The following is a 23,739-nucleotide window of genomic DNA, read 5'->3' on the forward strand; positions in this document are numbered from 1 at the left end:
CAGACATGGCAGACACCGCTCCGAACGAAGAAGCACTTGCCCGCGTCCGTCAGCTGGCGCGTCTGCTCGACAGTTCCATTTCCCTGCCGGGCGGTTACCGGATCGGCCTCGACGGCCTGATCGGGCTGATCCCGGGGATCGGCGACGCGGCGGCGGCGTCGATCTCGGCCTACATCGTGGTCCAGGCCGCACGGATGGGCGCATCGACGACGACGCTGATCCGGATGATGGGCAACATCCTCCTCGAGCTGCTGGTCGGAATCGTCCCCGTGCTCGGCGACCTGTTCGACTTCGTCTGGAAGGCCAACAACCGCAACGTCGCGCTCCTGGAACGCAACCTGCACAAGCTCGACGCCGACGATCCGTCCGGCCACCGGCTGACTCGCGCCGTGCTGGTCCTGCTGGGTGTGTTCCTGCTCCTGATCGTCCTGCTGACGGTCGGCGCGATCGCACTTCTGCTGGCGCTGCTCGGGGCCGCGGGGATCGGGTGACCCGCGCCGTCGTTCGCCCGCGAGTTGTCGCTAGAATCGAAAGTCGAGCAACGGGCCGCAACAGGAGACGACCGAGATGGCCGACAAGAAGATCCGCATCGAACACCATTCACTCTGGGGCGGCGCCTGGTTCGCCGCGTGGCTGTTCACGCTGGGGTACCTCGATCTCGGCCTGGTCCGCGGTGTGCTCGCGATCGTGCTCTGGCCCTACTACCTGGGCGACGCGCTGGCCGGCTGACGAATTCCCCGGCGCGGCTTCGGATCAATGGCGCTTGCGGCTCTTCCAGGTGCCGCCGTACCGGTAGTGCGGGTTGTCCGGCTTGACCTGCGGCAGACAGGACGGGCAGAGGAACACCCACTCGCCGTCCTGGTCGATGCGGACGCGATAGAGGACGTCGCGGATCGTCTCGCAACGACCGCAGGCTTTCGTTCGGACGCGCTTCGCTTTCGGCATCGAGGAACCTTCTCGTCGGAATTCCATCGCGACATGTCCGCCCGTCGGTGCAGTGGCGCCGCGGGCGGCGGGCGACGAGAATGATCCTACCGACCGAGGGTCAATCATGCGCATCCTGCTCCTCCGCCACGCGAAGTCGTCCTGGGATCACCCGGGGCTCAACGACCACGATCGCCCGCTGTCCGAACGTGGCGAGCGTGCCGCCCCGGCGATGGGTGCGCACCTCGTCGGGACGGACCTGCAGATCGATCGAATCGTCAGCTCCACCGCCGTCCGCGCCCGGGCCACGGCCCGCCTGTTCCGGGAGGCCTTCGATCCCGGCATCGAAATGACCACCCGACGCGACCTGTACCACGCCGACGCCGCGACGCTCCTCGCCGTCGCCGTCGAGGAAGCGGGCGGCAACCACGAATCGAGAATCCTGCTCGTCGGACACAACCCGGGAATGCACGATCTCGCCATCGACCTCTCCGGCCAAGGCAATGCGGAACGGGTCACCCGCCTGCGGGCGAAGTTCCCGACCGGCGCGCTGGCCGAGTTCGAGGTTCCCCTCGGGGATTCAGGCACCGGCGCGGGTCACCTGCTGCGCTTCCTTCGGCCCAAGGACCTACCGGATGCAAGAGCGCTGGGTCTCTAGTTCGTTCGGCAGGACCGTTCGCGACCATCCACCGTAAGAATCCACCACCCCCGCGCGTCTCCCCTCGTGAACCCCACAGGAGCCAACGATGGAGACGACCTCCCCGCATAATCATTCCCCTTCCCGGGAGCATGGGACGACGATGGCGCCCGCAGTCGGGCAACCCGAGATCGAGCAGCTGGCGCGGGCGCACGGGCGAAAGGTATTTCACGCCGCCTACCGCGTGCTGGGCAATGCCGCGCAGGCCGAGGACGTGCAGCAGGGCGTGTTCATGCGGCTGCTCGAGCACCCGCCGCGCGCCGACGTCGAGAACTGGGGCGCCTACCTGGCCGCGATGGCCACCCGGGCCGCGATCGACGAGATCCGGAAGCGCCAGCGCTGGCAGCGCGTCGCCGAGCGGTTCCGCCTTGCGCCCAGGGGCGCCGAGCCCCAGCCGCTGGACGTGCTCGACGGCAGTGCACGCGCCGACCGGCTCCGCCGCGCCCTCGCCCGCCTGCCGAAGCGCCAGGCCCAGTGCTTTGCCCTGCGCTTCTTCGACGGACTGTCGCTCGAAGCCATCGCCGAATCGCTTGCGGTCACGCCGAACGCGGTCAGCGTCTCGCTCCATCGCGCAACGAACGCGCTGAAGCAGCGGATCGACGCCTTCGAATCGACGCTGGCCATCGAGACCGACGCCACCCCATCCAGCTCCGAAGACATCGGTGATCGCGATGCAAGCGCATCGCGAGAAAAGGAGAACGCAGAATGAAAACGAAATCGACCCTGACCATCAACGCACACCCCCTGAAGCGCTACATCGACGCCGCGCGCGAAGACGCGCCGGCCGCCAGCGCCGCCGACGCGGCCCAGCGCCGTCTGCTGCATCGTCTGGACCAGGCCGGCGAGCCCAGGGCAACGAAGCCGGATTCCTGGAGCCCGAGCAGAAGCTGGCGCGTGCCCGCCGCGACGGCCGCGGTCCTCGCCATCCTGATGGTGCCCTTGCTGTTGACCGTGCCGGGCTCGAACGGCGGCCTGGCCTTCGCCCAGGTCCAGTCGTTCTTCAGCGACTTCCGGACGATGCATGCCCGGCTGACCACGAGCATGAACGGCAACGAGATCCTGCGGATGGACATCGTCGTCGACGACCAGGACCGAGCACGGATCGACACGGGCGATTCGCTGACCGTGATCGTCGACCCGACCCGCCGGGAGATGCTCCAGTTGTTCCACGATGCAGGCCTTGCCGCCCGCGTGCCGCTCACCGGCGAGGACGTGGAGGAGCAGAGCACCGGCCTCGACTGGCTGGCCGAGATCCGCGAGTACCAGGGTCAGGCACGCCTGATCGAGGAAACGCGTTCGATCGACGGCGCGGAGGTCTTCGGCTTCCGCCTCACCGAGCGCGCCGTCGACATGACGCTCTGGGCCGCCGAATCGGGCCGACCGGTGCTGCTGGAGTTGGAGACCGGCAACGAGGCCGCGCCGATCACCACGCGCATCCGCTTCGACTTCGACCGGCCCGTCGATACCGACCTGTTCCGCCTGGACGTGCCTGCCGGCTACGCGAGCGAGTTCCGCTCCGACGATGGCTGATCATCCGCCCGGTATTCCATGATGCAACCCGCGGCCTCGATCAGCAATCGGCGATCGGCGATCGGCGATCGGGGCCGCTTCTCATCGACCGGACCGAGCCGGCCGCCGCGTAGACTGTGTGCCCTGGTTCGAGCTTCGACCCGATGTCCCTGCTGATCCCCCACCTCCAGCCGCTGCGCGAATGCCGCCTGGTCGCGCGCTACGACCGCTTCATCGCCGACGTGGAGTTCGACGACGGCCGGATCGAGAAGTCGCACTGCGTCAACCCGGGCCGGATGGAGGGACTGGTGCGGCCCGGGGCGCGAGCCTGGGTGTCGCCGGCGCCCGAGGACAGCAAACGAAAACTACGCTGGACCCTCGAACTGCTCGAACTCGACGGTCGCTACGTGGGCGCCAACACCCAGGTGCCGAACCGCATCGCCGAAACCCTGGTCCGGGAGCGCGTGATCCCCGGCCTGAAGCGCTGGCGGTCGCTGGAGCGGGAAGTGCGCTACGGCGAGAACTCCCGCATCGACCTGATGCTGCGCGGCGCCACCGACCACCTGGTCGAGGTCAAGAACTGCCACCTCGTCTATCCCGACCGGCGTGCCTACTTTCCCGATTCGGTGAGCGCCCGTGCGACGAAGCACCTGCAGGAGCTCGCCCAGGAAGCGGCCCGCGGCAAGCGCGCCACCGTGCTGTTCGTGCTCCAACGAACGGATGGCAATACCCTGCGACCCAGCAGAGTCCACGACCCGGACTTCGCCGACGCTGCACGCGCTGCGGCTGATGCCGGCGTCCGCTTCCGCGCCGTTCGCGTCGATCCCACGCCCGAGGGTTTCCTGTACGACGGCACGCTTCCTGTGGACCTCTCCGACTACGACACGGAAAAGCCGGCGTCGTATCGGGCCGAACTGGATGAATGGTCCGGCTGGAAGCGCCGCGGTCCGGTCAAGCGAAGCAAGTAGCGGGCTTCGCTCCGCCCCTTTTCCTGTCATCCCGGCCGGATGGTCATGACAATCGCCGGGGCCAGTGACTTGAGGGTTTCAAGATGCAGGAAACAAAGCCCCTGGACCCCGCATCGAGTGCGGGGCGACGGGTGGGAGGTGCGGACGAGGGGTGGGAGGTGCCGGGCGCCGGCACCGACTTCTCCAGCGCCTGTGGGAGAGCGCTTGCCTTCCCTGTGGGAGCTTGCCCTGCAAGCGAAACGAACCAGAAGCAAAGACACTGGGCCCTGAACTGAATTCAGGGCGACGGAAAGGAGCAAAGTCGCTGGGCCCCGCATCGAGTGCGGGGCGACGGAGGAAGGGGTGCGGGGCGACGGAGGAAGGGGTGCGGGGCGACGGAGGAAGGGGTGCGGGGCGACGGGTGGGAGGTGCGGACGAGGGGTGGGAGGTGCAGGGCGCCGGCACCGACTTCTCCAGCGCCTGTGGGAGAGCGCTTGCGAGCGATCGCCTTCCCTGTGGGAGCTTGCCTGCAAGCGAAACGAACCAGAAGCAACGACACTGGGCCCTGAACTGAATTCAGGGCGACGGAAAGGAGCAAAGTCGCTGGGCCCCGCATCGAGTGCGGGGCGACGGAGGAAGGGGTGCGGGGCGACGGAAAGCGGGGCGTTCCGCCGACTGGAGCAGGCCGCCTATCACCCCACCCCAGTCGCCCCGGCCTCGAGCCGGGGCCCAGCGACTTTCATGCAAGCGCTCCCTGTTCGCGCCCTTCGCTCCTTCTCCTCTTTGCGCTGATCATCTAGAAGATCAAGACCAACGCCGCTGGACCCCGCATCGGGTGTGGGGCAGCAGATTGGGGTGCGGGGCGACGGGGTGCGGCGGCTACGGCAGGGTCGACAGCGGGATGGTGATGATCGGCAGGCCGAGGGCATCGGTGCGGATGCGGGCGCGCAGGGGGTCGTCGATGCGCTCATCGTCGAGGTAGTAGTACAGCTCGGCCACGCCGTGGAACTGCTCGAGGGTCAGCAGGTCGATCTGCGTCGTCTGGTCGACACCGGGCACGAAGCCCAGCGGCACGTAGAAACCCCGTTCGTCGCGGTCGGTGCCGAGCGAGGTATAGAAGATCTGCAGCACGTGGCCGGCGGCCGGCTCGGCAGACGAGCTGTTCGCGGACTCCGGGTCGGCCGACACCACTTCGATGTCGAAACGGCTGCGCAGCTCCGTGGCCAGCCGGCGGTCGGCGTAGTCACGAAGCCGGGGATCGCCGACGAAGCTCGAATCGATCACGATCCGGTCACCGCGCAGCGGTTCGAAGTCGCGCTCGGGCAGGGCTTGCGCAAGTTCATCCACCGCGTAGCTGACCAGCCGCTGGGCGGTGGACCCGGTCAGCGAGTCCTGCACCTGGCGCGAGGAGCAGCCGGCCAGGATCAGCAGCGCGAGGAACGCTGCACCGAGCAGCGCCGGCGGGCGTCGGTAGAACGATTCGGTGGCGTCCATGAAGAAAGGTGGAAGTGCAAGGTCGTCTACAGGCTAACGCGCCAACGTGATCGGTTGCATGGTTCCACGAGAGCGGAACCGCCCGGCCGGGCCGGGCGATCCTCTTGGGTGTCGTTCCGGGCCGGGTTCGGCCCGGCTCAGCGCGGCTCGATGATCACCGAATTGTGATTCTTCTTGCGGCCGGAGTTGAAGTTGATCACGCTGGTCTTCGCGCCAGCGGGCTGATCGGAGAACTGCAGGACCAGTGCGCCGGCAGCGTCGTCGTAGTACAGCGCGTCGATCTGCGGATGCGCTTCCTCGAGCGGCGGCTGCGGGAAGTGGCCGGCTTCGCCGATGAACTGGACCATCACGGGCCGGATCCCATCCGCACTCTGGAATGCAGGGACGCGAATGTCGTTGATGCCGGGGTGCTCGGGGTCGGGTTTGACGATATCGGCCAACTGGTCGGCCGTCATGGCGGTTCCGGCGGTCCGATAGTCGGCGCTGCCGAACGGCGCCACCTTACCGTCGGCGCCGGTCGGCCCGATCCAGCCTTGCAACTGCCCGTCGCCGTGCGGAATCTGGATGACGACATAGGATTCCGCGTAGGCGGTGTTCAGAAGATCGGCATCCTGCCGGTACATCGGCAGAAGCGTGTGTTCGAACGCGTTGTTCTGCTTGTTGGAAATCGACGCCGCACTCCCCGAGATCTGCACCTGGTTCGGCTGCTGCCACGGACCGCTGACGATCCCGACCGCGCCGAGAAGGTCGTCGGCGCCGGGCGACGCTTCATGGGTACCGAGCAGGTCGAAGGCCACGCCCCTCATCCACCCTCGGCCGACGTAGGTGTCGCCATCGATCGTCAGGTTTCCGTTGATGACGCCGGCCGAACCGACCAGGACATCCATCATCGCCTTGCCGTCGAGGCTCGAGAACTGCCAGGCCGTGCCCGGCGTGCCGCCGCTCGGCGGGTCGGTCTCCGGCGGCGGGTCGGCGGTCACGATAGTGGTCAACTCGGCCGAGTCCTGGCTCAGCGACGCGGTGCCCCCGGATGCGACGTGAACCTTCAGATCGATCCCGGTCATGTTCGGCGCCAATCCGCTGATGTGGCCGGATAGTGCTACGAAGTTCGCGGCGCCTCCGGCCAGATCCACGAAGCCGCCGAGGTGGAGCGTGGATTCCTTGCGTGCTGCGATCCCGCCGCCGTTCGAGGCCTCCCAGTAACCGTTGACCGGATAGGTCAGAATCCCGACCTGGACGGTTCCCCAGACTTTGCCCGTACTGCTGTTCTCGGCGAGATTGACGGTGACGGTTTGATTCGCGTCGGTGAAGCTCCAGTGCATTTCGATACTCCCTGGTCAGTTGTCCGATTCGAGACCTGCACCGCGCGGATCGCGCCGGCACACCTCGGCTACGACCCGATCGACAGCCTGCGCATCGCTGCGCGCACGTCGATCGAGGTCTTCCACGACCCGCCGACTGGCGGGCTCCTGCAGTAGGCCGTACGCTGCGCCGCGGCGCACCGTGGCCTCCGCACGGGTCCATTGGGTCCGGGCCCGGGAAGACTCGCCGGCCAGCGCTTCCCTATCGCCGTACAGCACCAGGGCGGCGCCTGCAATCGATGCGAGATCGGCATCGCTCGGATGAGCAGCGGCCAGCGTTGCAAGCCGTTCGGCCTCGACCGCGATGGGTTCGAGCGCATCGCGGCAGTCGTTCACGCTGGATGCGGCAGCCGCGCCGACGCGGGCTGTCAGAACCCGGCTCGCGCCCAGCAGCGCTCCGGTCCAGGAGAATCGCTCCGCATCGATCGCGGTCAGCCGCTCGGTCAATTCTGCAGAGCGGTCCGCGGATTCTCGAGCGGCCTCGACTTCGCCTCGCTCGAGCCGCGCGTTGCCGAGCACCCAGTGCGCGCGGGCGGCGCTTTCCATGCCGCGCAGATCGGACGCATCGTCGGTGAGCGCTGCCTCGGCGCCCTCGACCGCAACTCGCGCGAATTCAAGCGCCCGGTCGATCTTTCCGGCGTGAAGGTAAGCCTCGGCCCGATTGATGCGGTTGACCGCCCGACGTCGAAGCACCGGGCCGTCGCTGGCGTTGTCGGCCAGCAGTTCACCGATGACCGCGTCTTCATCTCGCCAGGCATCGTGGGCCGCGTCGAGTTCCCCCTGGCGCAGCAACGCCCGTGCCAGCCACGCATAGGTCAGCGACAGGTCGTAGCGCGCCGCACGCACGTTGTGGGCGGTGGCCACGGATGACCGCTTGATGTCCACGGCTTCACGGAAACTGCCGGCCGCCTCGGCCAGCGCATTCCGGTTCAGCCGCATGACCCCGAGGTTGACCAGCGCCGAACCCTGCTCGCCGCGCCACTCGGGCTCGCCGGGATCGAGTTGCACCAGTCGACCGGTCAGCTCGACGGCCCGTTCCATCAAGGCTTCTGCCTCGTGCGGCGCCCCGCGCTGGAAGTACAGGGCGCCCAGGCCTTGCACGCTGTGCGCCTGCTCGAGGATGCGATCCGGGTTGTCGGGGTCGCGACGGAGCAGCTCCGCGGAGGCCTCCACCGATTGCCGAAGAAGCTCGACGGCCTGTTCCGATTGGCCGAAGTCCATCTTCAGGTCACCCAGCAGATCGAGGACGCGCGCGCGCCGACCCAGCGCATCGTCGTCCATGCGCAGGTCCAGCTGGACAGCGTAGTAGTCCTGGGCGCGCGTGGCGATATCGGCGAGCACATCGATCTGCACATCCTCTTCGAGCTTGTGGCGGAGATCGCCGATCATGAACTCGACCAGGCCCTCGGCCTGGTTGCGCTGGACCTCGGCAGCGGCCTGCATCGCCAGCGCTCGATCGCGCTGCTGCACTGCGACCAGCGCCAACGCGGCCATGGCCACGGCGATCGAACCCGAGCCGATCGCGATCCAGCGGAAGCGTGCGGCCCGCCGGCGTTCGTCGCGCCGCACCAGCTCGTCGAGCCCCAGGCCCAGCAGGGCGGCGGCCAGCTTCAAGCGAGCCAGGCGCTTGCCGTCGCCGCCTCTGCGGGCATCGGCGGCCAACGGCATGTCCTCGCGTACCGCCGTGGAGTTCAGGTCATCGTCGACCTCGTAGAGCAGCGTTTCGGGAAAGCACTCGCGGTCCGATTCGTTCGGCCGGCAGCCCTCGGCCAGGCTGGCGCCCGGTTCGCCGTCCACGACCAGCGCCAGGATTCGTTCCTTCGACCGATGGGTCTTGAACCACGCGATTTCGCGATTGACCCATTTCGATCGCACCGAGCGGGGCGAGCAGACCACGACCATGAATTCCGCGTCGGCCATGGCGGCTTCGATCGACGCGCTGATGCCATGACCGGCAGCTTCTTCCTCGCGGTCCTTGAAGATGGGGTGTAGACGACTGGGTACGGGTCCGACCGGCGTGCTACGGCCGACCAGCGCATCCGGCGGTCGGTAGGTTTCCAGCGCACGATGCAACCAGCCGGCCCAGGCCTTGTCGGCCCAGCTGTAGCTGATGAACGCGCGGTACCGCATTCCCATGCCGGGGCTCCCTCGGGCGGGGCACGGCAGCCGGGTCGATCGGACCTCGGCCGCCGATGCTCCCGGGCGTGTCGTCGCGACACGGGCCGGGGTCCGGGAGCCCTCCCCGTGCGACTGCATTCCCAAGACAGCCGCACACTTCCGAACCTGGAACGTGACCGAAGTATAGGTTTACCGGTTGCGCAAGTACAAATGCAGTCGGATCGCATGCGCGCGCCGTTGGTTCGGCACCGGGGACAGGGCCCGGTAGCGGAAGCTGTTCGATCTACTCCGGCTTCTCTGGACTGTCGGGCGGCCGCGACGGTCGGGGCTGCTCGGGCGATTCGGGCGCGCCGTGCTCGACGGTCACCGGCGTGCGCATGATGACTTCGCGGTGGGGGAACGGGATCTTGATGCCGTGTTCCTTGAAGGTGTCCCACAGCGCCAGCAGCACGGTACCGCGGATGTTGGTCAGGCCGCGCTGCGGGTCGTCGATCCAGAAGCGCAGCAGGAAATTGATCGAGCTGTCGCCGAACTCGACCATCCAGCAGACCGGCGGATTGAAGCGCGAATCGACCCGCCCGATGTCGGATGCCGCTTCCTTGGCCAGGCGGATCACCTCGTGCGGATCGGAGTCGTAGGACACGCCGAAAGGCACGTCGAGGCGAACGAACTTGTTCGAGAACGACCAGTTGACCACCTGGGTGGTGATGAAATCCTCGTTCGGGATCAGGTACTCGCGGCCGTCGCGCGTGATCACCGACACGAAGCGCGCGCGCAGTTCGCGGATCCAGCCGAAGGTATCGCCGAGCGTGATCGTGTCGCCCGGCTTGATCGACTGGTCGAGCAGGATGATGATGCCGGAGATGAAGTTCGACACCACCTTCTGCAGGCCGAAGCCGATGCCGACGCCGATTGCGCCCGACAGCACGGTCAGCGCCGTCAGGTTGATGTTGAGCAGCTGCATGCCGATCAGGACGGCAAAGATCATCAGCGAGATGCGGGTGATCTTGCCGAGCAGGACGCGCAGGGAAGGCGTCAGGTCTTCGACGGTCTGGATCCGGCCGTCGAGGATGTTGCCGAGTTTCAGCGCCACCCACAGCAGCACGCCGACAGCGATCAGAGCGGTGATCACCTGCCACAGCGAGATCTCCAGCACCGGCAGGGTCGCGCTCTCGAGGATCAGGCGGATGTCGTCGGTGATGCCGAACAGCGATGCGGCCACGTAGACCCACGCGACCACGGCGAACAGCTTGGCGAAGGACTTGCGGCGGATGATCCGCGACATGGCCGAGATGAACAGCCAGGCCGCCGAGAGCACCATCGCGCAGTAGATCAGCCAGGTGCTGCCGGGCCAGCCGACGATCCGGGTCACGATGTAGGTGATGCCGAGAAAGAGCGCGATGAAGAACCAGTGCAACCGGCGCAGGAACGCGACGATGATGCGCAGCAGACCGCGCATGCCGTGGATCTTCCGGACCGCGCCTTCGATGCGCTTCTCGACCAGCTTCGACAGGAACCAGGCCGGCACCACCGCAATCACGATCAGGCCGAGCTGATAGAGGACGACCGGCGAGCTCAGGTAGTTCAACGAAAGCTCGTAGAACGCCCTGGACTGCTCCATCAATCGCTCGAGGGTTTCTTCGTCCACCGGTGGTGTCGTTCCTTCGCTAAACGAGCGATCGGACTATAGCACCGCGTCCGTTGCCGGCCGCTCCACGTGACAGGCAAGGCGCGATGCGGTCGTCGTGATCGCGGAGAGCGGCGTTGCGAAGTCCCGCTCATGCCGCTGCGTCGGGCGATCCTGTCACCTGCAGCGCACCGATGAGCGCTCGCCATTCGCCGTCGAGTTCGAGCAGGCTCGATCCGACGACATCCTCGGGCGACTCGCCGTAATAGATCCGGAGATACGCGTCGAGACCGAAGCGCTCGATGAGGTACTGGGTGAACGAGCCTTCCTGCAGATAGGCCAGGCGCAGGTCTTCGCGCGTCGGCGGATTCCGTCGCGTCGAGTCGGTGTCCTCCAGCGGAAGCAGCCCGCCGCGCTCGGCCGCGGCTTTCGCGGTCTGGAGGTGCAGGCCGCGATGGAAGTTGGGATAGGCCGGCAGCTCGTCGAGCTCCGACTGCAGGAACACCGCCAGCCCATCGTCGAAGAAGCGGCCCCGGGTACGGCGATAGGCGCTGACCGCCAGCACGTGCACGACTTCGTGCGTGATGGCGAGGCTGACCGTGCCCTCGATGTCTTCGTCGAAGAAGGCCAGCACGCGGTCCTGAGGAATGAAGATCGTCGATCGCATCTGCGACGGCGCGGTCGCGTCGGGGTCGAGGAGAACGCGGATCGGGACGTCGGCCCGGTCGTCGGGGTATTCCCCGGACTGGCGCAGGAACGCCAGCGTGCGCTCCCTGGCCAGCTCGACCCGGTCGGCCACGCGACGGGCCATGGCCTCCGTGACCGGTGAAGCGTAGACCACCTCGAGGCCGGGGCGCGAGTGGGTACGAATCTCGACCTCGGGTTCGGCCTCTTGCTCCTGCTCTGCCGACAGCGGGCCGAAGGCGACCAGCATGACCGTCGCGAACAGGGCGGCCGCTACGGTGCGGACCTGTGGGCGCACTTCACACATGGGCGATCCTCCGGGAGAATGAAGCTCCAATGATCGCCATCCGCGCGCGCGGTGCAAGTGCCGCGTTTCCCGCGTTCGGCGCGCGCCGGGCGCGGCGGGGCGCGCTCCGTCCGGCCTGTCGTCACCTCCGGCGAGAATCCGTACAAAGAGATCACACCCCCGATGCCGGCCCGAAGCGATCGCCGGCTTCATCCGTTGGAGGTCGACCGAATGAACATGTCCCGATCCACGATCACCGCTGCCGCGCTGACGATCAGCGCGGCCCTCCTGACCGTGCCCGCCCTGTCGCAGGACCCCGGCGAGGTCGAGACCCTGTTCCTCGAGGGCATGCGACTCGAGATCGAGCCGATGGACGTCGCCCGGGCCGACGGCGTGCTGACCGCGCCGCTGTTCCGGCTGCGCTATTCGCTGTTCCCGGACCCGGAGGCGCGCGACCCGTTCCGCGGCATAACCGCGGGAAGGCACGTCGTCTGGATCCGGGACGGAGAGCTCGTGCCGATCCACGGCTTGGCCTACCTGTCGACCGACGATGCACTGGATGCGTTGGACGGGCTCATCGACCCGTCCTTCCGGCTCGATGGGCAATCCGCCGGGCGCTTCATGTCCGTCCTGCAGGCGGTCATGGGCCCGGACCAGTTCGACCCGGTGCCCGGGGAGGCGATCCGGAACGAGGACAACCGCTGGTATTTCATCAACGGCGAGTTCCTGAGCTACTTCAAGGGGTTCGTGGTGACCGTCGATGAGCAGGGGGCCATCGCCGATATCGACTTCGAACTCAGCATGCTCGACCAGGGGGGCTGATCGCTTGGCGAGGCCAGCGCTGGACTTGCCGGCGCCGCTGCCGTATACAGGAACCAGTCCGTCCCGGAGCCGCCCGGTGGCCCGATCCCCCGAAGAACAGGCCGCAGCGATGCTGGCCAATCTGCCCGAGAAGACCGGCAAGTCGATCGACCAGTGGTCGAGGCTGGTGGCGAAGTCCGGGGCGACGAAGCACGGCGAGATCGTCAAGTGGCTGAAGACCGAGCACGGCGTCACGCACGGCTATGCCAGCCTGATCGCCCACCAGGTCCTCAACGCCGGGGCCGAAGCGCCGGACGACGATGCGCTGGTCGAGGCGCAGTACGTCGGCAAGGATTCGCTGCGGCCGATCCACGATGCGCTGAAGGCGCGCATTTCGACCTTCGGCGACGATGTCGAATTCGCGCCCAGGAAGACCTACGTCAGCGTACGCCGCTCGAAGCAGTTCGCGCTGATTCAGCCCTCGACGAAGACCCGCGTCGATGTCGGCATCAAGCTTCCGGATCGCGGCGCCGAAGGCCGACTGGAAGACAGCGGCAAGTGGAACACGATGGTCAGCCACCGCGTGCGTCTGGAGCGCGAAGACGATGTCGACGACGAACTGGTGGGCTGGCTGCGCGAGGCCTACGACCGGGCCTGAACGAAAGGGCTAGAGCGTCGGCCGGACCGCTGCGGCGACACGCTTCGCACGCTCGACCGCGTCCTCCACCCCTTCTCCTCGCGCCAGCGCCACCCCCATGCGGCGGGTTCCGCGCACCTCGGGCTTGCCGAACAGCTTCAGGTCGGTGAAGGGTTCGGCCAGCGCCTCGGCCAGGCGATCGAACGCGACCCGATCGGACTCCCCTTCCACCAGCAAGGCGCACGATGCCGCCGGCCCGTGGTTCGGGATCTCGGTTCCGGTGCAGCCCAGGGGCAGGCCGAGCAGCGCGCGAACGTGCAGCGCGAATTGCGACAGCGGCTGGGAAATCAGGGTCACCATGCCGGTGTCGTGCGGGCGCGGCGAGACTTCGCTGAACCAGACCTCGTCACCCCGGACGAACAGCTCGACGCCGAACAGGCCGCGGCCGCCGAGCGCGCGAGTGACCTTCTCGGCGATTTCGCGGGACGTCCGCAGCGCCGTCTCGCTCATCGGCTGGGGCTGCCACGATTCGCGGTAGTCGCCGTCTTCCTGGCGATGGCCGATCGGCGCGCAGAACGCGGTGCCGCGCTCGTGGCGGACGGTCAGCAGGGTGATCTCGTAGTCGAAATCGACCAGCGATTCGACGATGACCCGCCCCTTGCCGGCCCGGCCGCCCTGCTGCGCGTAGTCCCAGGCGGCCTGCAGGTCGTCGAGGTTGCGTACCAGCGACTGCCCCTTGCCCGAGGAACTCATGATCGGCTTGACGATGCATGGAACGCCGACCCGGTCGACGGCTGCGCGGACGTCGTCCCAGTCATCGGCGAAGGCGTAGTCCGAGGTCGGCAGCCCCAGCTCTTCGGCCGCAAGCCGGCGGATGCCCTCGCGGTTCATGGTCAGCTGCGCGGCGCGTGCCGTCGGCACGACGCGGAATCCTTCACCTTCGAGCTCGACCAGGGCATCGGTAGCGATGGCCTCGATCTCGGGCACGATGAACGCGGGCTTCTCGCGGCGGGCGATGTCCTGCAGCGCAGCGCCGTCGAGCATCGACAGGGTGTAGCTGCGGTCGGCGACCTGCATCGCCGGAGCATGGTCGTAGCGATCGAGGACGATGACTTCGCAACCGAGGCGCTTGAGCTCGACGACGACTTCCTTGCCCAGTTCACCGCCGCCGCACAGCATCACGCGCGTTGCCGTGTCGGAGAAGGGGGTGCCGATGGTCGGCGGATCGGTCGTTGGCATGAGGGCGTCCTCGAAACGTGACACGGTGCGAGGAGGATACCGGAGCGCCGCGCGCGCCGGTTCCGTGTGCAGCAGATGGCGATCAGCCTTCGATCAGGCGTCGATCAGGCGTCTTCGGCCCGAGCTCCCGATAGGCGACCTGCACGGCCGACGGGCCGTAGCGTCGCTCGAGCCGGCGCACGGTGAAGTGGCCGTGCGCCATGTCCTGGAAGTGATCCAGGAACAGCACGTTGATGATCGCGCCGCCGGCGGCGCCGACCGCGGGGATGGCCTGGGCGGCGGCCTTTTCGGTGACCGGGATACTGAAGCGGGTCGCGACCTGCGCGATCAGCCGCACCATGGCCGGTGCCGTTTCCTTGACGGCGCCGGCAGTGGCTGCGTAGCGCACGGCATCCGACACCGCCTTGGCCAGCGCCGCGCGCACGGTGAAGTAGCCCGACTCCGCCGCGTTGTCCGACGGTGAACGACCGCCGAGCGCGAAGACTTCCATGCAGGCGATCCGGGCTTCCGCTTCGGACAGGTCTTCACCCTCGCTGCGGGCGATATCGGCGATCGAACGCAGCATGATCGAGGTCGAGACGGGCAACTCGGCGGCCAGCGCAGGCAGACCGAACGCGCCACCGAGCGCGCCGGACAGCGCACCGCCGACCTTATGCAAGCGGTTCGAGGGCGGCGATCGCACGTCGCCGAGCGTGGAAAGCGCGACCCGGAGCGCGCCCCGTAGCGCCGCGTCGGAAAGCGCGACGATCTGCTCGCGCGCGCCGTCGGGCAGGTAGGCCATGCCGCGTTCGATCGGCGACGCCAGGGCATCGGTCAGCCGGGCGGTCAGCCCAGGGTTTTCCAGCAGCGATCGGGCCTGCGTCAATTCCCGCCGGTGGGGCTCGGAGAGCGTCACGGCGCGCACCGGGTCCCGGCGATCCGGAGCACCCGATTCAGGAATCGATCTGCCGGTACCGCGCATTGACGAAGCAGTACAGGCCGTAACAGATCAGGCCAGCCCCGATCACGGTCAACAGGACGGTCCCGTAGGTCTGGTCCTGCAGGCTTCGAAGCGCATGGCCGAGACCCCTCGCTTCATCGGGGTCGGCCTGGATCGCGGCGTTGATCACGATGCCGCCGATCAGCATCAGGGTGAAGCCTCTCGCCGCAACGCCGAACTGGGCCAGCCGGACCGTCCACGGGTTGTTGCTGCCCTGCCACTTCTTCTCGAACTTGCGGGTGGCCGAGCGGTAGCACTGATAGATGCCGACGCCGATGAACGCGACCCCGACCAGGCCGATCAGCCAGATGCCCCACTCATGGCTCATCAGGCGCGCCGTCCACTCCCGCTGGCTGGATCCGTCGCCTTCGCCCCCACCCAGCCAGCCTGCAAGCTGCGCGGCATACAGCGCGAGCAGCGCGTACATCGACCCGCTGATGAAGAACCCCGCGCGCTGGAACAGGCCCGAGGCGTCCGACCCCTTGTCCTCGGCATCGTTGATCGCCTGGACCAGCCGCCACACCACGTAGCCCGCCAGGCCTGCGGTCATCGCGATCAGCAGGAAGTTGCCGAAGGGCTGCGAAGCGATCTTTTCCAGCGCGCCTCGCGTGCCGGTGACCTCGGCATCGCCCAGGCCGCTGTAGAGTTCGCCGAACCACTCGTAGATCGCACCCAGGGTCAGCAAGCCCACCGTGCCGTAGACGATGCCCTTGGCGACGTATCCGGCGCGAGCCACGAACTGGAATTTCGAACTTCTTCGGCGACCGGTCTGGACTGAATCGGGCTGCATGGCTGCGATCCCTCGTGGACATTGAAACGACGATTCTCCGGACGACTCTACCAGACCGGCCGACTCCGACCGGCGGCATCCACTCGAGTCACATCACCTGGTTGGCCAGCCAGCGCGTCCCCAGCGCAAGCGCGACGATGACCGTGGCGGCGACCAGGCTGGTGAGCAGGGCGTGACGACGCCACATCTCTTCCACCCGGTCGCCGTAACGTCGAACCAGCCAGGCCAGGCCGAAGTAGCGCGCGCCGCGGGCAAGGACGGCCGCGAGCACGAACAGGTAGATGGGATAGCCCGAAAGGCCGGCAGTGATCATCGCGACCTGGAACGGAATCGGCAGAACGCCGAGCGTCAGGATGGCCACGAAGCCGTAGTTGTCGAAGAAATCCTGGAACGATTCGTAGGCGCTTTCCATGCCCATCGTTTCGATGAACCAGGTGCCCAGCGATTCGTACAGCACCATGCCGACGCCATAGCCGACGACCGACGCAACCAGGCAGCCGGCGGTGGTGACGGCTGCAAGCATCCAGATGCGTTCGCGGTTGGCCGCCATGAGAGGGATCAGCACCACTTCGATCGGAACCGGGAGAACGATGGTCTCGAGGAAGGACAGGGTGCCCAGCAGCCAGAACATGTGGCGCGATTCGCTGAGTCGCTTGAACCATCGCTTGGCGCGCTTCGATTCGATGCCCATGGAGCCGGACGCCTTCGACGCCAGCGCGTCGGTCAAAGCAATGCAGTCTATCGGCCCGGCGGCAGAGCGACAACCCGGAGCGTCGAGCGCCGGGCCTGTCGATCCGCGGATTCGGCGTGGAAGTCCGGTCCGAACCCGGGACGGAGGCCGCAAAAAAGCCGCGAACGACACGCAATTGCCAATCGTTCTCGTTTACACTACGGCTCTTGATCGTATTCCAGAGGACGTCATTCTCCATGTACCGAACTTCATCCCTGCCTCTCTCGCTGGCCGCCCTGCTGGCGCTCTCGATCGCGAATCCGGCCCTGGCACAGGACGATTCCAGCGCCGGCGCCCGCGACTCGGGCGAACCCGGCACGTCGACTTCCGACTCCCGGGACAGCACGGATCTCGATCTGGTCACGGTGACCGGCAACGTGCTGTACTCCGACCAGATCAACGCCCTGAAGACGCCGACGCCGATCCGCGACGTGCCCCAGAGCCTGACCCTGGTGACCGAAGAGCAGATCGAGCTGCGTGGCTTCGACAGCCTCGGCGACATCGTCGATTACACCCCCGGCGTCAACACGTCCCAGGGCGAAGGCCATCGCGACGCCATCGTGTTCCGGGGCGTGCGCTCCACCGCGGACTTCTTCATCGACGGCATGCGCGACGACGTGCAGTACTACCGTCCGCTCTACAACCTGGAACAGGTCGAGATCCTGCGAGGCCCGAATGCGCTGCTGTTCGGCCGCGGGGGCACCGGCGGCATCCTCAACCGGGTGACCAAGAAGGGCGTGATCGGCGATTCGTTCACCGACGTCCGCGCCGGCATCGACTCCTTCGGCGGCTACAGCGTCTGGCTGGACACCAACGTCGGCGGCAACAGCACCGCGGCATTCCGCCTCAATGCCATGTACGAGCAGCTCGACAACCACCGCGACTTCTTCGACGGCGAGCGCATCGGCTTCAACCCCACCGGCCGCTTCCTGCTTTCCGATCGAACCACGCTGGACGTGTCCTACGAGTACATCGACCATGAACGATTCATCGATCGCGGCATTCCGACCGGTACCGACGGCCGGCCCGTCGAGGCCTTCGAGGACATCGTGTTCGGCGATCCGGAGCTGAACCTGACCACGCTCGAAGCGCACCTGTTCCGGACCGCGCTGCAGCACGAATTCTCGGCCAGCCTGAAGGGCAACGTCAGCGCCTTCTACGGCGACTACGACAAGTTCTACAGCAACTTCTACGTGTCGGGATACGACCAGGCCGCGACGCCGGACCAGGTCACGCTGGACGGTTACGTCGACACGACGGACCGCCAGAACCTGATCCTGTCGGGCAACCTGATCGGCCAGTTCTTCACCGGGCCCATCGAGCACACCCTGATCGTCGGTTCCGAGTACATCGAGACCGCGTCGGACCAGGACCGCTTCAACGCGTTCTGGAACACGACCCTGGACGACAACGAGATCTTCGCCGTCGCGCGCCCGCTGGACCTGCGCAACGGCATGGGCACCAACGCCTTCGGCGTGCCGACGATGAACGACTTCACCGTCGACCTGAACGACGACACGCGGGTCGACATCGACGTGTTCTCCGCCTACATCCAGGACGAGATCCAGCTCAGCGAGTACCTCGATCTGATCGTCGGCGCGCGCTTCGACAGCTTCGACATCGACGTCCTCAACGTACCGGCCAACGAGCGCCGTTCGCGCAAGGACGAGGAGATTTCTCCGCGCGGTGGCCTGATCTTCAAGCCCTGGGAGCAGATCTCGCTCTACGCCAGCTACAGCGAGTCGTTCCTGCCCCGTTCGGGCGAGCAGTTCGCCAACATCAACGGCGCGAACAACCAGCTCGACCCCGACACCTTCAGCAACACCGAAGTCGGCGTGAAGTGGGACTTCGACAGCGGCATGAGCGTGACCGCCGCGTTCTTCGAAGTCGAGCAGAGCTCGCCGCAGGTCGCCGACAACGACCCCGAAACGCTGGACGTGATCGACTCCCAGATCCACGGGGTCGAGGCCCAGCTGAAAGGGCCGATCACCGGCCGCTGGTACATCTCGGCCGGCTACAGCTACCTCGACGGCGAGCAGGTCGACCGAAGCGGCGACACGGGCCTGCGGCCGCGTGAACTGCCCGAGCACACCTTCTCGGTCTGGAACAACTTCGTTGTCACCGAGAAGCTCGGCCTGGGCCTCGGCCTGACGCACCAGTCCAAGAGCTTCATCAACAACAGCAACACCGCGGAACTTCCGGCCTACACGCGGCTGGATGCGGCGGCGTATTACAACGTCTCCGATCGACTCCGACTGCAGCTGAACATCGAGAACCTGACCGACGAGCTGTACTTCCCGAACGCGCACGCCACCCACCAGGCCACGGTCGGTGCCCCGCTGAACGCGCGGCTGACGGCCAGCTACAGGTTCTGATTCCCAACGGGCCCCGCTTGCCGGGGACCAGGATGCTCCGTCCCGAAGCCACGGCCCGGCCGTGGCTTCGTTCTATTGCGGCCGCGGGACGCCGAGGGGCGCGCGGTCGCACTGCAGCGATCGTCGAATCACGAGTCTCCGGGCGCCTCCGGCAGCCAGAGCTCGAAGCGCGCACCGCCCAGATCGGAAGGCCGGGCTCGCACGCTGCCGCCCAGGGCCTGGATCAGCTGGCGGGTAACGGCGAGTCCCAGGCCCGTGTTCGACCGCGTGCCGTGGAAGCGGCGACCGAGGTCCCAGACGCGGGCGTAGTCCTCCGCATTCGGCAGCCCGTCCCCGTCATCCTCGACCACGATGCCGACCATCCCCTCGCGCAGCGCGACCTCGACCGCGATCCTGCTGCGAGCGAACCGCAGCGCGTTGGAAACCAGGTTCTGCACCGCGCGCTGGATCATCATCGGTTCGGCCAGAACGTCCGCCGATTCCAGCGAGCACTCGATGTCGGTCGAGGTCCCTTCTTCGAGGTCCTTGCAGACCCGTTCGACGATCCGCGCCGCATCGACCGGCGTGAACAGGTCGTTCTCGACAACGGGACCGCCACCGCTTCTGACCAGGTCGAAGGCCTGGCGTGCGTTGCGTTCCAGCATCTCGACCGATTTCGTCAGCGCGGTCGAGCCTTTCACGGCGGGATGATCGGACAGGGAGCGAACCGCCACCGAGACCACCTGCAGAGGTGTTCGCAGGTCGTGCATGACCGCCGCGTTGTGGTCTGCTGCGCGCTGGTGGGCCGCCGCGATCTCCTGGTTGATCTCCGCCAGATCCGCTTCCGCGTTCTCGGCGACCCAGATCCGTCGGGCCAGTTCGATTTCCTCGGCCACTTCCTCCGCCAGCAGGGAAAGCAGATCCAGCTCGCCGCGGGTCCAGTCGCGCGGATGCTCGTCGATGACGCAGAAGCTGCCGAGCACGTTGCCCTTCGAATCGCACAGCGGCACACCGGCGTAGGCGGCCGCGTTCAAGTCGGCGATCGCGAGGTTGTCGCAGACGCGCTCGTCGTTGCGGGCGTCGGTGACCACCAGCGCCTGGCGCTCGTTGACGACGATCTGACAGAACGAGTGACTCAGCGGCGTCTCCCGTTGTTCGGCGAAGTGTCCGTCGAGGCCGTGGGCCGCCGCGAAGAACTGCCGGTCGTCGTCGACCAGCGAGACCAGGCTGACCGGCGCCTTGAGCGCGCGGGTCGCGATCCGGGCGTAGCGATCGAGCGCCGCGCGTTCCGGCGTGTCGAGCAGGCCGGTCTCGGCCAGGGACTGCAGGCGTTCACGATCCCGGAGATGGGGCGTCCGGGCTGGTTGTTCCGTCATCGGCGATCTTCCTTGCGCGGGGAGCAGGAGCGCTCAACGGCGGTGTCCGGCGTTCCCGACCGAGTCCGTGCCGGTCGATGGCGCCTCGAACCGCTCGTTCGAGTATAGACCCGCGTTCAGCGCCGTCGAACCCGGCAAGCGGCGAGGCTTGAATCACGCCGCCGCCTGTGGCAAGACGTCGACCGAGGGATGGACGCTGCGATGGCGGGCCCGACCGGACACGCAAAACGAGCCCGCTCGCGGCGGCTGCAGACAGCGCGATCGTCGTCACCGGATCACGGGTCATGGCCCGGTACCATGGAGCAGGATGCGGAGCTCTGGACAATGACCTCACTCGAACGACTCGTCGCCGATTGGCTCCGTCGCGATGGGCGACTGCCCGACGATGCCATGGCCCGGCTGCCCGAAGCGCTGGCCGGGGACGTGGAAAGCCGTGAGCAACTCGAGCGTATCGCCGATCGCCTCGCAGCGGAGAACCCCGACCTGGCCACGCGCCGGCGAATCGTGCTGAGCATCCAGGCGCGGATGCAGGCGCGCGGCGGAGAACTGCCGGCCAGCGAGCGAGACAGCCTGCTTCGCAAGGCCCGCGCCGCAGGCTGGGACAAGGACGGTGCCGAACGGCTGATGCAGGCGGCTCTTCATCGCATGCAACGGCCCGCGCCTCCCCCGGACCAGGACGCCGTCGCCACTCCCCAAGCGTCGTCCGGGAAGCAGGCCCGCCCGCGATCGCGCCGCGCCGCGGGAGAACGTCTGCCGCTCCTCCTTGCCGCCATCGGCGTGCTCGGCGTCATCGTGTCGATCGGGGGGTTCCTGTTGACCCGTAGCGGAGGAACGCAGGCTCAGGCAGATGCGGCCGCGCCGGCAGACGCGCAGGGCTTGACCGCAGAAGAGATCCGAACCGCCCAGCGTGTCCTGGCCCGCCTGGGCCAACCGGTCGCCGAGACCGGCCGCTTCGACGCCGAGACGCGCGCAGCGCTCGGGCGCGCGCTCCCGCAGTACGCAGCGATCGAGGAGCTCGAACCCTGGCTGGTCGACCGCTTGCGAGTGGCCCTTGCCCGAGCCGACGATACGGCCTGGCAGTCCGCCCTGGCCGGGGGATCGGCCGAGGCGATGAACGACTATCTCCAGCGATTTCCTGACGGTCGGCATGCCCAGTCCGCGAGTGAACGGTTGCTTTCGCTGGAGGCGTCCGAAGAACGAACGGGCATCGTGCGGGCAATGCAACGCGAAATGAACCGGCTCGGGCGCGACATCGCGGAAAGCGGTGAGTTCGATCAGGCCACGCGCGACGCGCTCGCCGGATTTCCAGGCCCGACGCCCGACCGCACCCGATCGAGCCTGGCAGCCGCGCTGGAAACGCTGCGCGGCATGAAGCGGTGGCCGCCGGCGGCCGGTGAATCCTTCCGTGACTGCGCCTCCTGCCCGGAGATGGTGGCCCTGCCCGCCGGTCGCTTCACCATGGGCAGCCCGCCGGACGAACTGATGCGCTCGGCCAACGAGGGGCCCCAGCGAGAGGTCGACGTGCCGCGCTTCGCCCTGTCGAAGTTCGAGATCACGCTGGGCCAGTGGCAGCCCTGCGTCGGCGCGGGCATCTGCCCCGATCTTCCCGTGCCGACCGACAGCGACTGGACTCGCCTGCCGGTCACTCACGTGACCTGGATGGACGCGCTGGCCTACGTGCGCTGGCTGCGCGAACAGACCGGCTTCGACTATCGCCTGCCGAGCGAAGCCGAGTGGGAGTATGCGGCGCGAGCGGGCACGAACACGCGATACGCCACCGGCGACTGCATCACCGCCGAGCAGGCCAACTTCGACGCCCGCGTGGTCTCCGGGGACTGTCCGCAGGGGACATTCCGCGACGGTCCGCTGCCGGTCGGCAGTTTCCCGCCCAACGCGTTCGGCCTGCACGACATGCATGGCAACGTGCTCGAACCCACCCGCGACTGCTGGAACAGCGATTACCGCGGCGCACCGACCGACGGCAGCCCGTGGGACCGCGGCGACTGCGGCCGCGCGCCGCTGCGCGGAGGCTCCTGGAGCAGCTCAGACCGCGAACTCCGTTCCGCCGCCCGCATCCGCCCCGGCGCGGCCAACCGCAACCCGACCGCCGGCCTGCGGGTCGCCGTGCCACTGCCCGAAACGCCCGCGATGGACTGAGGCTTCGATCCGGACCGCATCCCGAGTCCGTTTGCCGATGCGTCCGCGCAGAGGTAGATTGAGACCCCCGGCACGTCTGCCGCCCACCCCGGAGCCTCGCCCGTGAACCGACTCCTTCCTGGTCCGATCGTCATCGTCTGCGCCGCGGCAATGATCCACAGCGCCTCCGCCGTTCCCGCCACCGACGTCCAGGACCTCGACGATCGGGTGCTCGTCGTCGAAGGTCTGGCCGGTCCCGAAGCGGTGCACTGGGACGCCGACCAGGCGGTCTGGTTCATCTCGAATTTCAACGGCGAGGCCGCAGGTGACGCGAACGGTTTCGTGTCGAAGGTCGCCTCGAACGGGGAAATCGTGGAGCGCGAGTTCATGACGGGCACCGATGCGCACCCGCTCCACGGCCCGCGCGGCATGCGCATCATCGGCGAACGCCTGTGGGTCGCCGACGCCGACGGCCTGCATGCATTCGACCGTCACTCCGGCGAACACCTCGAGTTCATCGACTTCACTTCCTTCGATCCCGGGTTCCTGAACGACCTGGAGCGCGGCCCGGACGGCGCGATGTACCTGACCGATACCGGCGACGCCCGCTTGTTCCGGATCGTCGATGGTGCCATCTCGATCGCCGCCGACGCGGACCTCCCTTCGCCGCCCAACGGCATTGCATGGGACCCGGCCGGGTCCTTGCTCGTTCTCGCGCCCTGGGGCGGAGGCCGCATGCTGATGCGCTACGCGCCGGACACCGGGACGCTGTCCGACGGGCCGACGCTTCCCGACGGCGGCAACATGGACGGACTGGAGCCCTGGCGGGACGGCCTGCTCGTCGCCTCCCAGGTCGACCGGGCGATCTGGTTCCTGAAGGACGGCGAGGCCGAGGTCATCATCCGGACGCCCGGACGGCCGGCCGATATCGGCCTCGATGCGGAGAACGGGCGAATCGCTGTGCCGTACATCGCGCTGGATCGGGTCGACATCTGGGTGCTTCCCGACGCGCCCTGAAGCTGCACGAGGCGCGCGGCACGCAATGGAATC

At 67.5% G+C, this 23,739-nt stretch carries 22 protein-coding genes; 11 read left to right on the forward strand and 11 right to left on the reverse strand.

Annotated elements, in window-relative coordinates:
• Nucleotides 1-5: 5 nt before the first annotated feature.
• Complete coding sequence (locus KUV67_06480; protein MBY6204520.1) at nucleotides 6-491, forward strand: DUF4112 domain-containing protein; 486 nt, start codon at nucleotides 6-8, stop codon at nucleotides 489-491.
• A gap of 76 nt (nucleotides 492-567) precedes the next feature.
• Nucleotides 568-729, forward strand: coding sequence for a hypothetical protein (locus tag KUV67_06485; protein ID MBY6204521.1), 162 nt, complete (start codon nucleotides 568-570; stop codon nucleotides 727-729).
• 24 nt (nucleotides 730-753) lie between these two features.
• Here the strand turns inward: KUV67_06485 and KUV67_06490 are convergent, their stop codons facing one another.
• Nucleotides 754-945 carry a hypothetical protein gene (locus KUV67_06490; protein ID MBY6204522.1) on the reverse strand — a complete coding sequence of 64 codons (192 nt, stop codon included), beginning with the start codon at nucleotides 943-945 and terminating at the stop codon, nucleotides 754-756.
• Between the two features lie 106 nt (nucleotides 946-1,051).
• Here KUV67_06490 and KUV67_06495 point away from each other — a divergent pair, with 106 nt between their 5' ends.
• The 4 genes from KUV67_06495 (at nucleotide 1,052) to sfsA (ending at nucleotide 4,098) form a co-directional block, all read left to right on the forward strand.
• Entirely contained in the window at nucleotides 1,052-1,582 is a 531-nt protein-coding gene (locus KUV67_06495; GenBank protein MBY6204523.1) for a histidine phosphatase family protein, read from the forward strand.
• 142 nt (nucleotides 1,583-1,724) lie between these two features.
• Nucleotides 1,725-2,330 (forward strand): sigma-70 family RNA polymerase sigma factor, encoded by a 606-nt coding sequence (locus KUV67_06500; protein MBY6204524.1) that lies wholly within the window; start codon nucleotides 1,725-1,727, stop codon nucleotides 2,328-2,330.
• Nucleotides 2,327-3,151 (forward strand): hypothetical protein, encoded by an 825-nt coding sequence (locus tag KUV67_06505; GenBank protein ID MBY6204525.1) that lies wholly within the window; start codon nucleotides 2,327-2,329, stop codon nucleotides 3,149-3,151. The genes KUV67_06500 and KUV67_06505 overlap by 4 nt, the downstream gene beginning before the upstream one ends.
• A 143-nt stretch (nucleotides 3,152-3,294) precedes the next feature.
• Complete coding sequence (gene sfsA / locus KUV67_06510; GenBank protein ID MBY6204526.1) at nucleotides 3,295-4,098, forward strand: DNA/RNA nuclease SfsA; 804 nt, start codon at nucleotides 3,295-3,297, stop codon at nucleotides 4,096-4,098.
• A gap of 858 nt (nucleotides 4,099-4,956) precedes the next feature.
• On the opposite strand, the gene KUV67_06515 is transcribed toward sfsA, so the two are convergent.
• The 5 genes from KUV67_06515 to KUV67_06535 all read right to left on the reverse strand — a co-directional run bounded on the left by KUV67_06515 (nucleotide 4,957) and on the right by KUV67_06535 (nucleotide 11,668).
• Nucleotides 4,957-5,571 (reverse strand): hypothetical protein, encoded by a 615-nt coding sequence (locus KUV67_06515; GenBank protein ID MBY6204527.1) that lies wholly within the window; start codon nucleotides 5,569-5,571, stop codon nucleotides 4,957-4,959.
• A 137-nt stretch (nucleotides 5,572-5,708) separates the two neighbouring features.
• Nucleotides 5,709-6,893 carry a hypothetical protein gene (locus tag KUV67_06520; protein ID MBY6204528.1) on the reverse strand — a complete coding sequence of 395 codons (1,185 nt, stop codon included), beginning with the start codon at nucleotides 6,891-6,893 and terminating at the stop codon, nucleotides 5,709-5,711.
• Nucleotides 6,894-6,908: 15 nt separating this feature from the next.
• Nucleotides 6,909-9,068, reverse strand: coding sequence for a toll/interleukin-1 receptor domain-containing protein (locus KUV67_06525; protein MBY6204529.1), 2,160 nt, complete (start codon nucleotides 9,066-9,068; stop codon nucleotides 6,909-6,911).
• A gap of 265 nt (nucleotides 9,069-9,333) precedes the next feature.
• Nucleotides 9,334-10,698: a mechanosensitive ion channel gene (locus KUV67_06530; GenBank protein ID MBY6204530.1), complete on the reverse strand. Its 1,365-nt coding sequence runs from the start codon at nucleotides 10,696-10,698 to the stop codon at nucleotides 9,334-9,336.
• A gap of 130 nt (nucleotides 10,699-10,828) precedes the next feature.
• A complete protein-coding gene (locus tag KUV67_06535; protein MBY6204531.1) occupies nucleotides 10,829-11,668 on the reverse strand; it encodes a hypothetical protein in 840 nt (279 codons plus the stop codon).
• A gap of 210 nt (nucleotides 11,669-11,878) precedes the next feature.
• Between KUV67_06535 and KUV67_06540 the strand changes: the two genes are divergently transcribed.
• Complete coding sequence (locus KUV67_06540) at nucleotides 11,879-12,469, forward strand: hypothetical protein (GenBank protein ID MBY6204532.1); 591 nt, start codon at nucleotides 11,879-11,881, stop codon at nucleotides 12,467-12,469.
• 76 nt (nucleotides 12,470-12,545) lie between these two features.
• Nucleotides 12,546-13,106 carry a DUF4287 domain-containing protein gene (locus tag KUV67_06545; GenBank protein MBY6204533.1) on the forward strand — a complete coding sequence of 187 codons (561 nt, stop codon included), beginning with the start codon at nucleotides 12,546-12,548 and terminating at the stop codon, nucleotides 13,104-13,106.
• Nucleotides 13,107-13,115: 9 nt separating this feature from the next.
• Here KUV67_06545 and purT read toward each other — a convergent pair whose 3' ends face one another.
• The 4 genes from purT to KUV67_06565 form a co-directional block, all read right to left on the reverse strand.
• Nucleotides 13,116-14,324: a formate-dependent phosphoribosylglycinamide formyltransferase gene (gene purT, locus KUV67_06550; GenBank protein ID MBY6204534.1), complete on the reverse strand. Its 1,209-nt coding sequence runs from the start codon at nucleotides 14,322-14,324 to the stop codon at nucleotides 13,116-13,118.
• A gap of 82 nt (nucleotides 14,325-14,406) precedes the next feature.
• Nucleotides 14,407-15,285 (reverse strand): EcsC family protein, encoded by an 879-nt coding sequence (locus KUV67_06555; GenBank protein ID MBY6204535.1) that lies wholly within the window; start codon nucleotides 15,283-15,285, stop codon nucleotides 14,407-14,409.
• Nucleotides 15,257-16,093, reverse strand: coding sequence for a DUF1206 domain-containing protein (locus KUV67_06560; GenBank protein MBY6204536.1), 837 nt, complete (start codon nucleotides 16,091-16,093; stop codon nucleotides 15,257-15,259). The genes KUV67_06555 and KUV67_06560 overlap by 29 nt, the downstream gene beginning before the upstream one ends.
• Before the next feature lie 88 nt (nucleotides 16,094-16,181).
• On the reverse strand, nucleotides 16,182-16,784 hold the full coding sequence (locus tag KUV67_06565) for a VTT domain-containing protein (GenBank protein ID MBY6204537.1): 603 nt from the start codon (nucleotides 16,782-16,784) through the stop codon (nucleotides 16,182-16,184).
• A 236-nt stretch (nucleotides 16,785-17,020) separates the two neighbouring features.
• On the opposite strand from KUV67_06565, the gene KUV67_06570 reads away from it, so the two are divergent.
• Nucleotides 17,021-19,198 (forward strand): TonB-dependent siderophore receptor, encoded by a 2,178-nt coding sequence (locus KUV67_06570; protein ID MBY6204538.1) that lies wholly within the window; start codon nucleotides 17,021-17,023, stop codon nucleotides 19,196-19,198.
• Nucleotides 19,199-19,326: 128 nt separating this feature from the next.
• On the opposite strand, the gene KUV67_06575 is transcribed toward KUV67_06570, so the two are convergent.
• Nucleotides 19,327-20,553, reverse strand: a complete 1,227-nt coding sequence (locus KUV67_06575) for a GAF domain-containing sensor histidine kinase (protein ID MBY6204539.1) — start codon at nucleotides 20,551-20,553, stop codon at nucleotides 19,327-19,329.
• A gap of 324 nt (nucleotides 20,554-20,877) precedes the next feature.
• On the opposite strand from KUV67_06575, the gene KUV67_06580 reads away from it, so the two are divergent.
• Both KUV67_06580 and KUV67_06585 read left to right on the forward strand, forming a co-directional pair.
• Nucleotides 20,878-22,710 carry a formylglycine-generating enzyme family protein gene (locus KUV67_06580; GenBank protein ID MBY6204540.1) on the forward strand — a complete coding sequence of 611 codons (1,833 nt, stop codon included), beginning with the start codon at nucleotides 20,878-20,880 and terminating at the stop codon, nucleotides 22,708-22,710.
• Between the two features lie 102 nt (nucleotides 22,711-22,812).
• Nucleotides 22,813-23,706, forward strand: coding sequence for a hypothetical protein (locus KUV67_06585; protein MBY6204541.1), 894 nt, complete (start codon nucleotides 22,813-22,815; stop codon nucleotides 23,704-23,706).
• Nucleotides 23,707-23,739: the final 33 nt, after the last annotated feature.

Origin of the sequence: Halomonas denitrificans (genome assembly GCA_019800895.1) — a bacterium.
In the GTDB taxonomy this organism is placed as follows: domain Bacteria; phylum Pseudomonadota; class Gammaproteobacteria; order Xanthomonadales; family Wenzhouxiangellaceae.

Excerpts from the sequence above, each read along its gene's own strand:
- KUV67_06480 (MBY6204520.1), top strand. The coding sequence starts at position 6 with ATGGCAGACACCGCTCCGAACGAAGAAGCACTTGCCCGCGTCCGTCAG.
- KUV67_06485 (MBY6204521.1), top strand. The coding sequence starts at position 568 with ATGGCCGACAAGAAGATCCGCATCGAACACCATTCACTCTGGGGCGGC.
- KUV67_06490 (MBY6204522.1), bottom strand. The coding sequence starts at position 945 with ATGCCGAAAGCGAAGCGCGTCCGAACGAAAGCCTGCGGTCGTTGCGAG.
- KUV67_06495 (MBY6204523.1), top strand. The coding sequence starts at position 1,052 with ATGCGCATCCTGCTCCTCCGCCACGCGAAGTCGTCCTGGGATCACCCG.
- KUV67_06500 (MBY6204524.1), top strand. The coding sequence starts at position 1,725 with ATGGCGCCCGCAGTCGGGCAACCCGAGATCGAGCAGCTGGCGCGGGCG.
- KUV67_06505 (MBY6204525.1), top strand. The coding sequence starts at position 2,327 with ATGAAAACGAAATCGACCCTGACCATCAACGCACACCCCCTGAAGCGC.
- sfsA (MBY6204526.1), top strand. The coding sequence starts at position 3,295 with ATGTCCCTGCTGATCCCCCACCTCCAGCCGCTGCGCGAATGCCGCCTG.
- KUV67_06515 (MBY6204527.1), bottom strand. The coding sequence starts at position 5,571 with ATGGACGCCACCGAATCGTTCTACCGACGCCCGCCGGCGCTGCTCGGT.
- KUV67_06520 (MBY6204528.1), bottom strand. The coding sequence starts at position 6,893 with ATGCACTGGAGCTTCACCGACGCGAATCAAACCGTCACCGTCAATCTC.
- KUV67_06525 (MBY6204529.1), bottom strand. The coding sequence starts at position 9,068 with ATGGGAATGCGGTACCGCGCGTTCATCAGCTACAGCTGGGCCGACAAG.
- KUV67_06535 (MBY6204531.1), bottom strand. The coding sequence starts at position 11,668 with ATGTGTGAAGTGCGCCCACAGGTCCGCACCGTAGCGGCCGCCCTGTTC.
- KUV67_06540 (MBY6204532.1), top strand. The coding sequence starts at position 11,879 with ATGAACATGTCCCGATCCACGATCACCGCTGCCGCGCTGACGATCAGC.
- purT (MBY6204534.1), bottom strand. The coding sequence starts at position 14,324 with ATGCCAACGACCGATCCGCCGACCATCGGCACCCCCTTCTCCGACACG.
- KUV67_06555 (MBY6204535.1), bottom strand. The coding sequence starts at position 15,285 with ATGCGCGGTACCGGCAGATCGATTCCTGAATCGGGTGCTCCGGATCGC.
- KUV67_06560 (MBY6204536.1), bottom strand. The coding sequence starts at position 16,093 with ATGCAGCCCGATTCAGTCCAGACCGGTCGCCGAAGAAGTTCGAAATTC.
- KUV67_06565 (MBY6204537.1), bottom strand. The coding sequence starts at position 16,784 with ATGGGCATCGAATCGAAGCGCGCCAAGCGATGGTTCAAGCGACTCAGC.
- KUV67_06570 (MBY6204538.1), top strand. The coding sequence starts at position 17,021 with ATGTACCGAACTTCATCCCTGCCTCTCTCGCTGGCCGCCCTGCTGGCG.
- KUV67_06575 (MBY6204539.1), bottom strand. The coding sequence starts at position 20,553 with ATGACGGAACAACCAGCCCGGACGCCCCATCTCCGGGATCGTGAACGC.
- KUV67_06580 (MBY6204540.1), top strand. The coding sequence starts at position 20,878 with ATGACCTCACTCGAACGACTCGTCGCCGATTGGCTCCGTCGCGATGGG.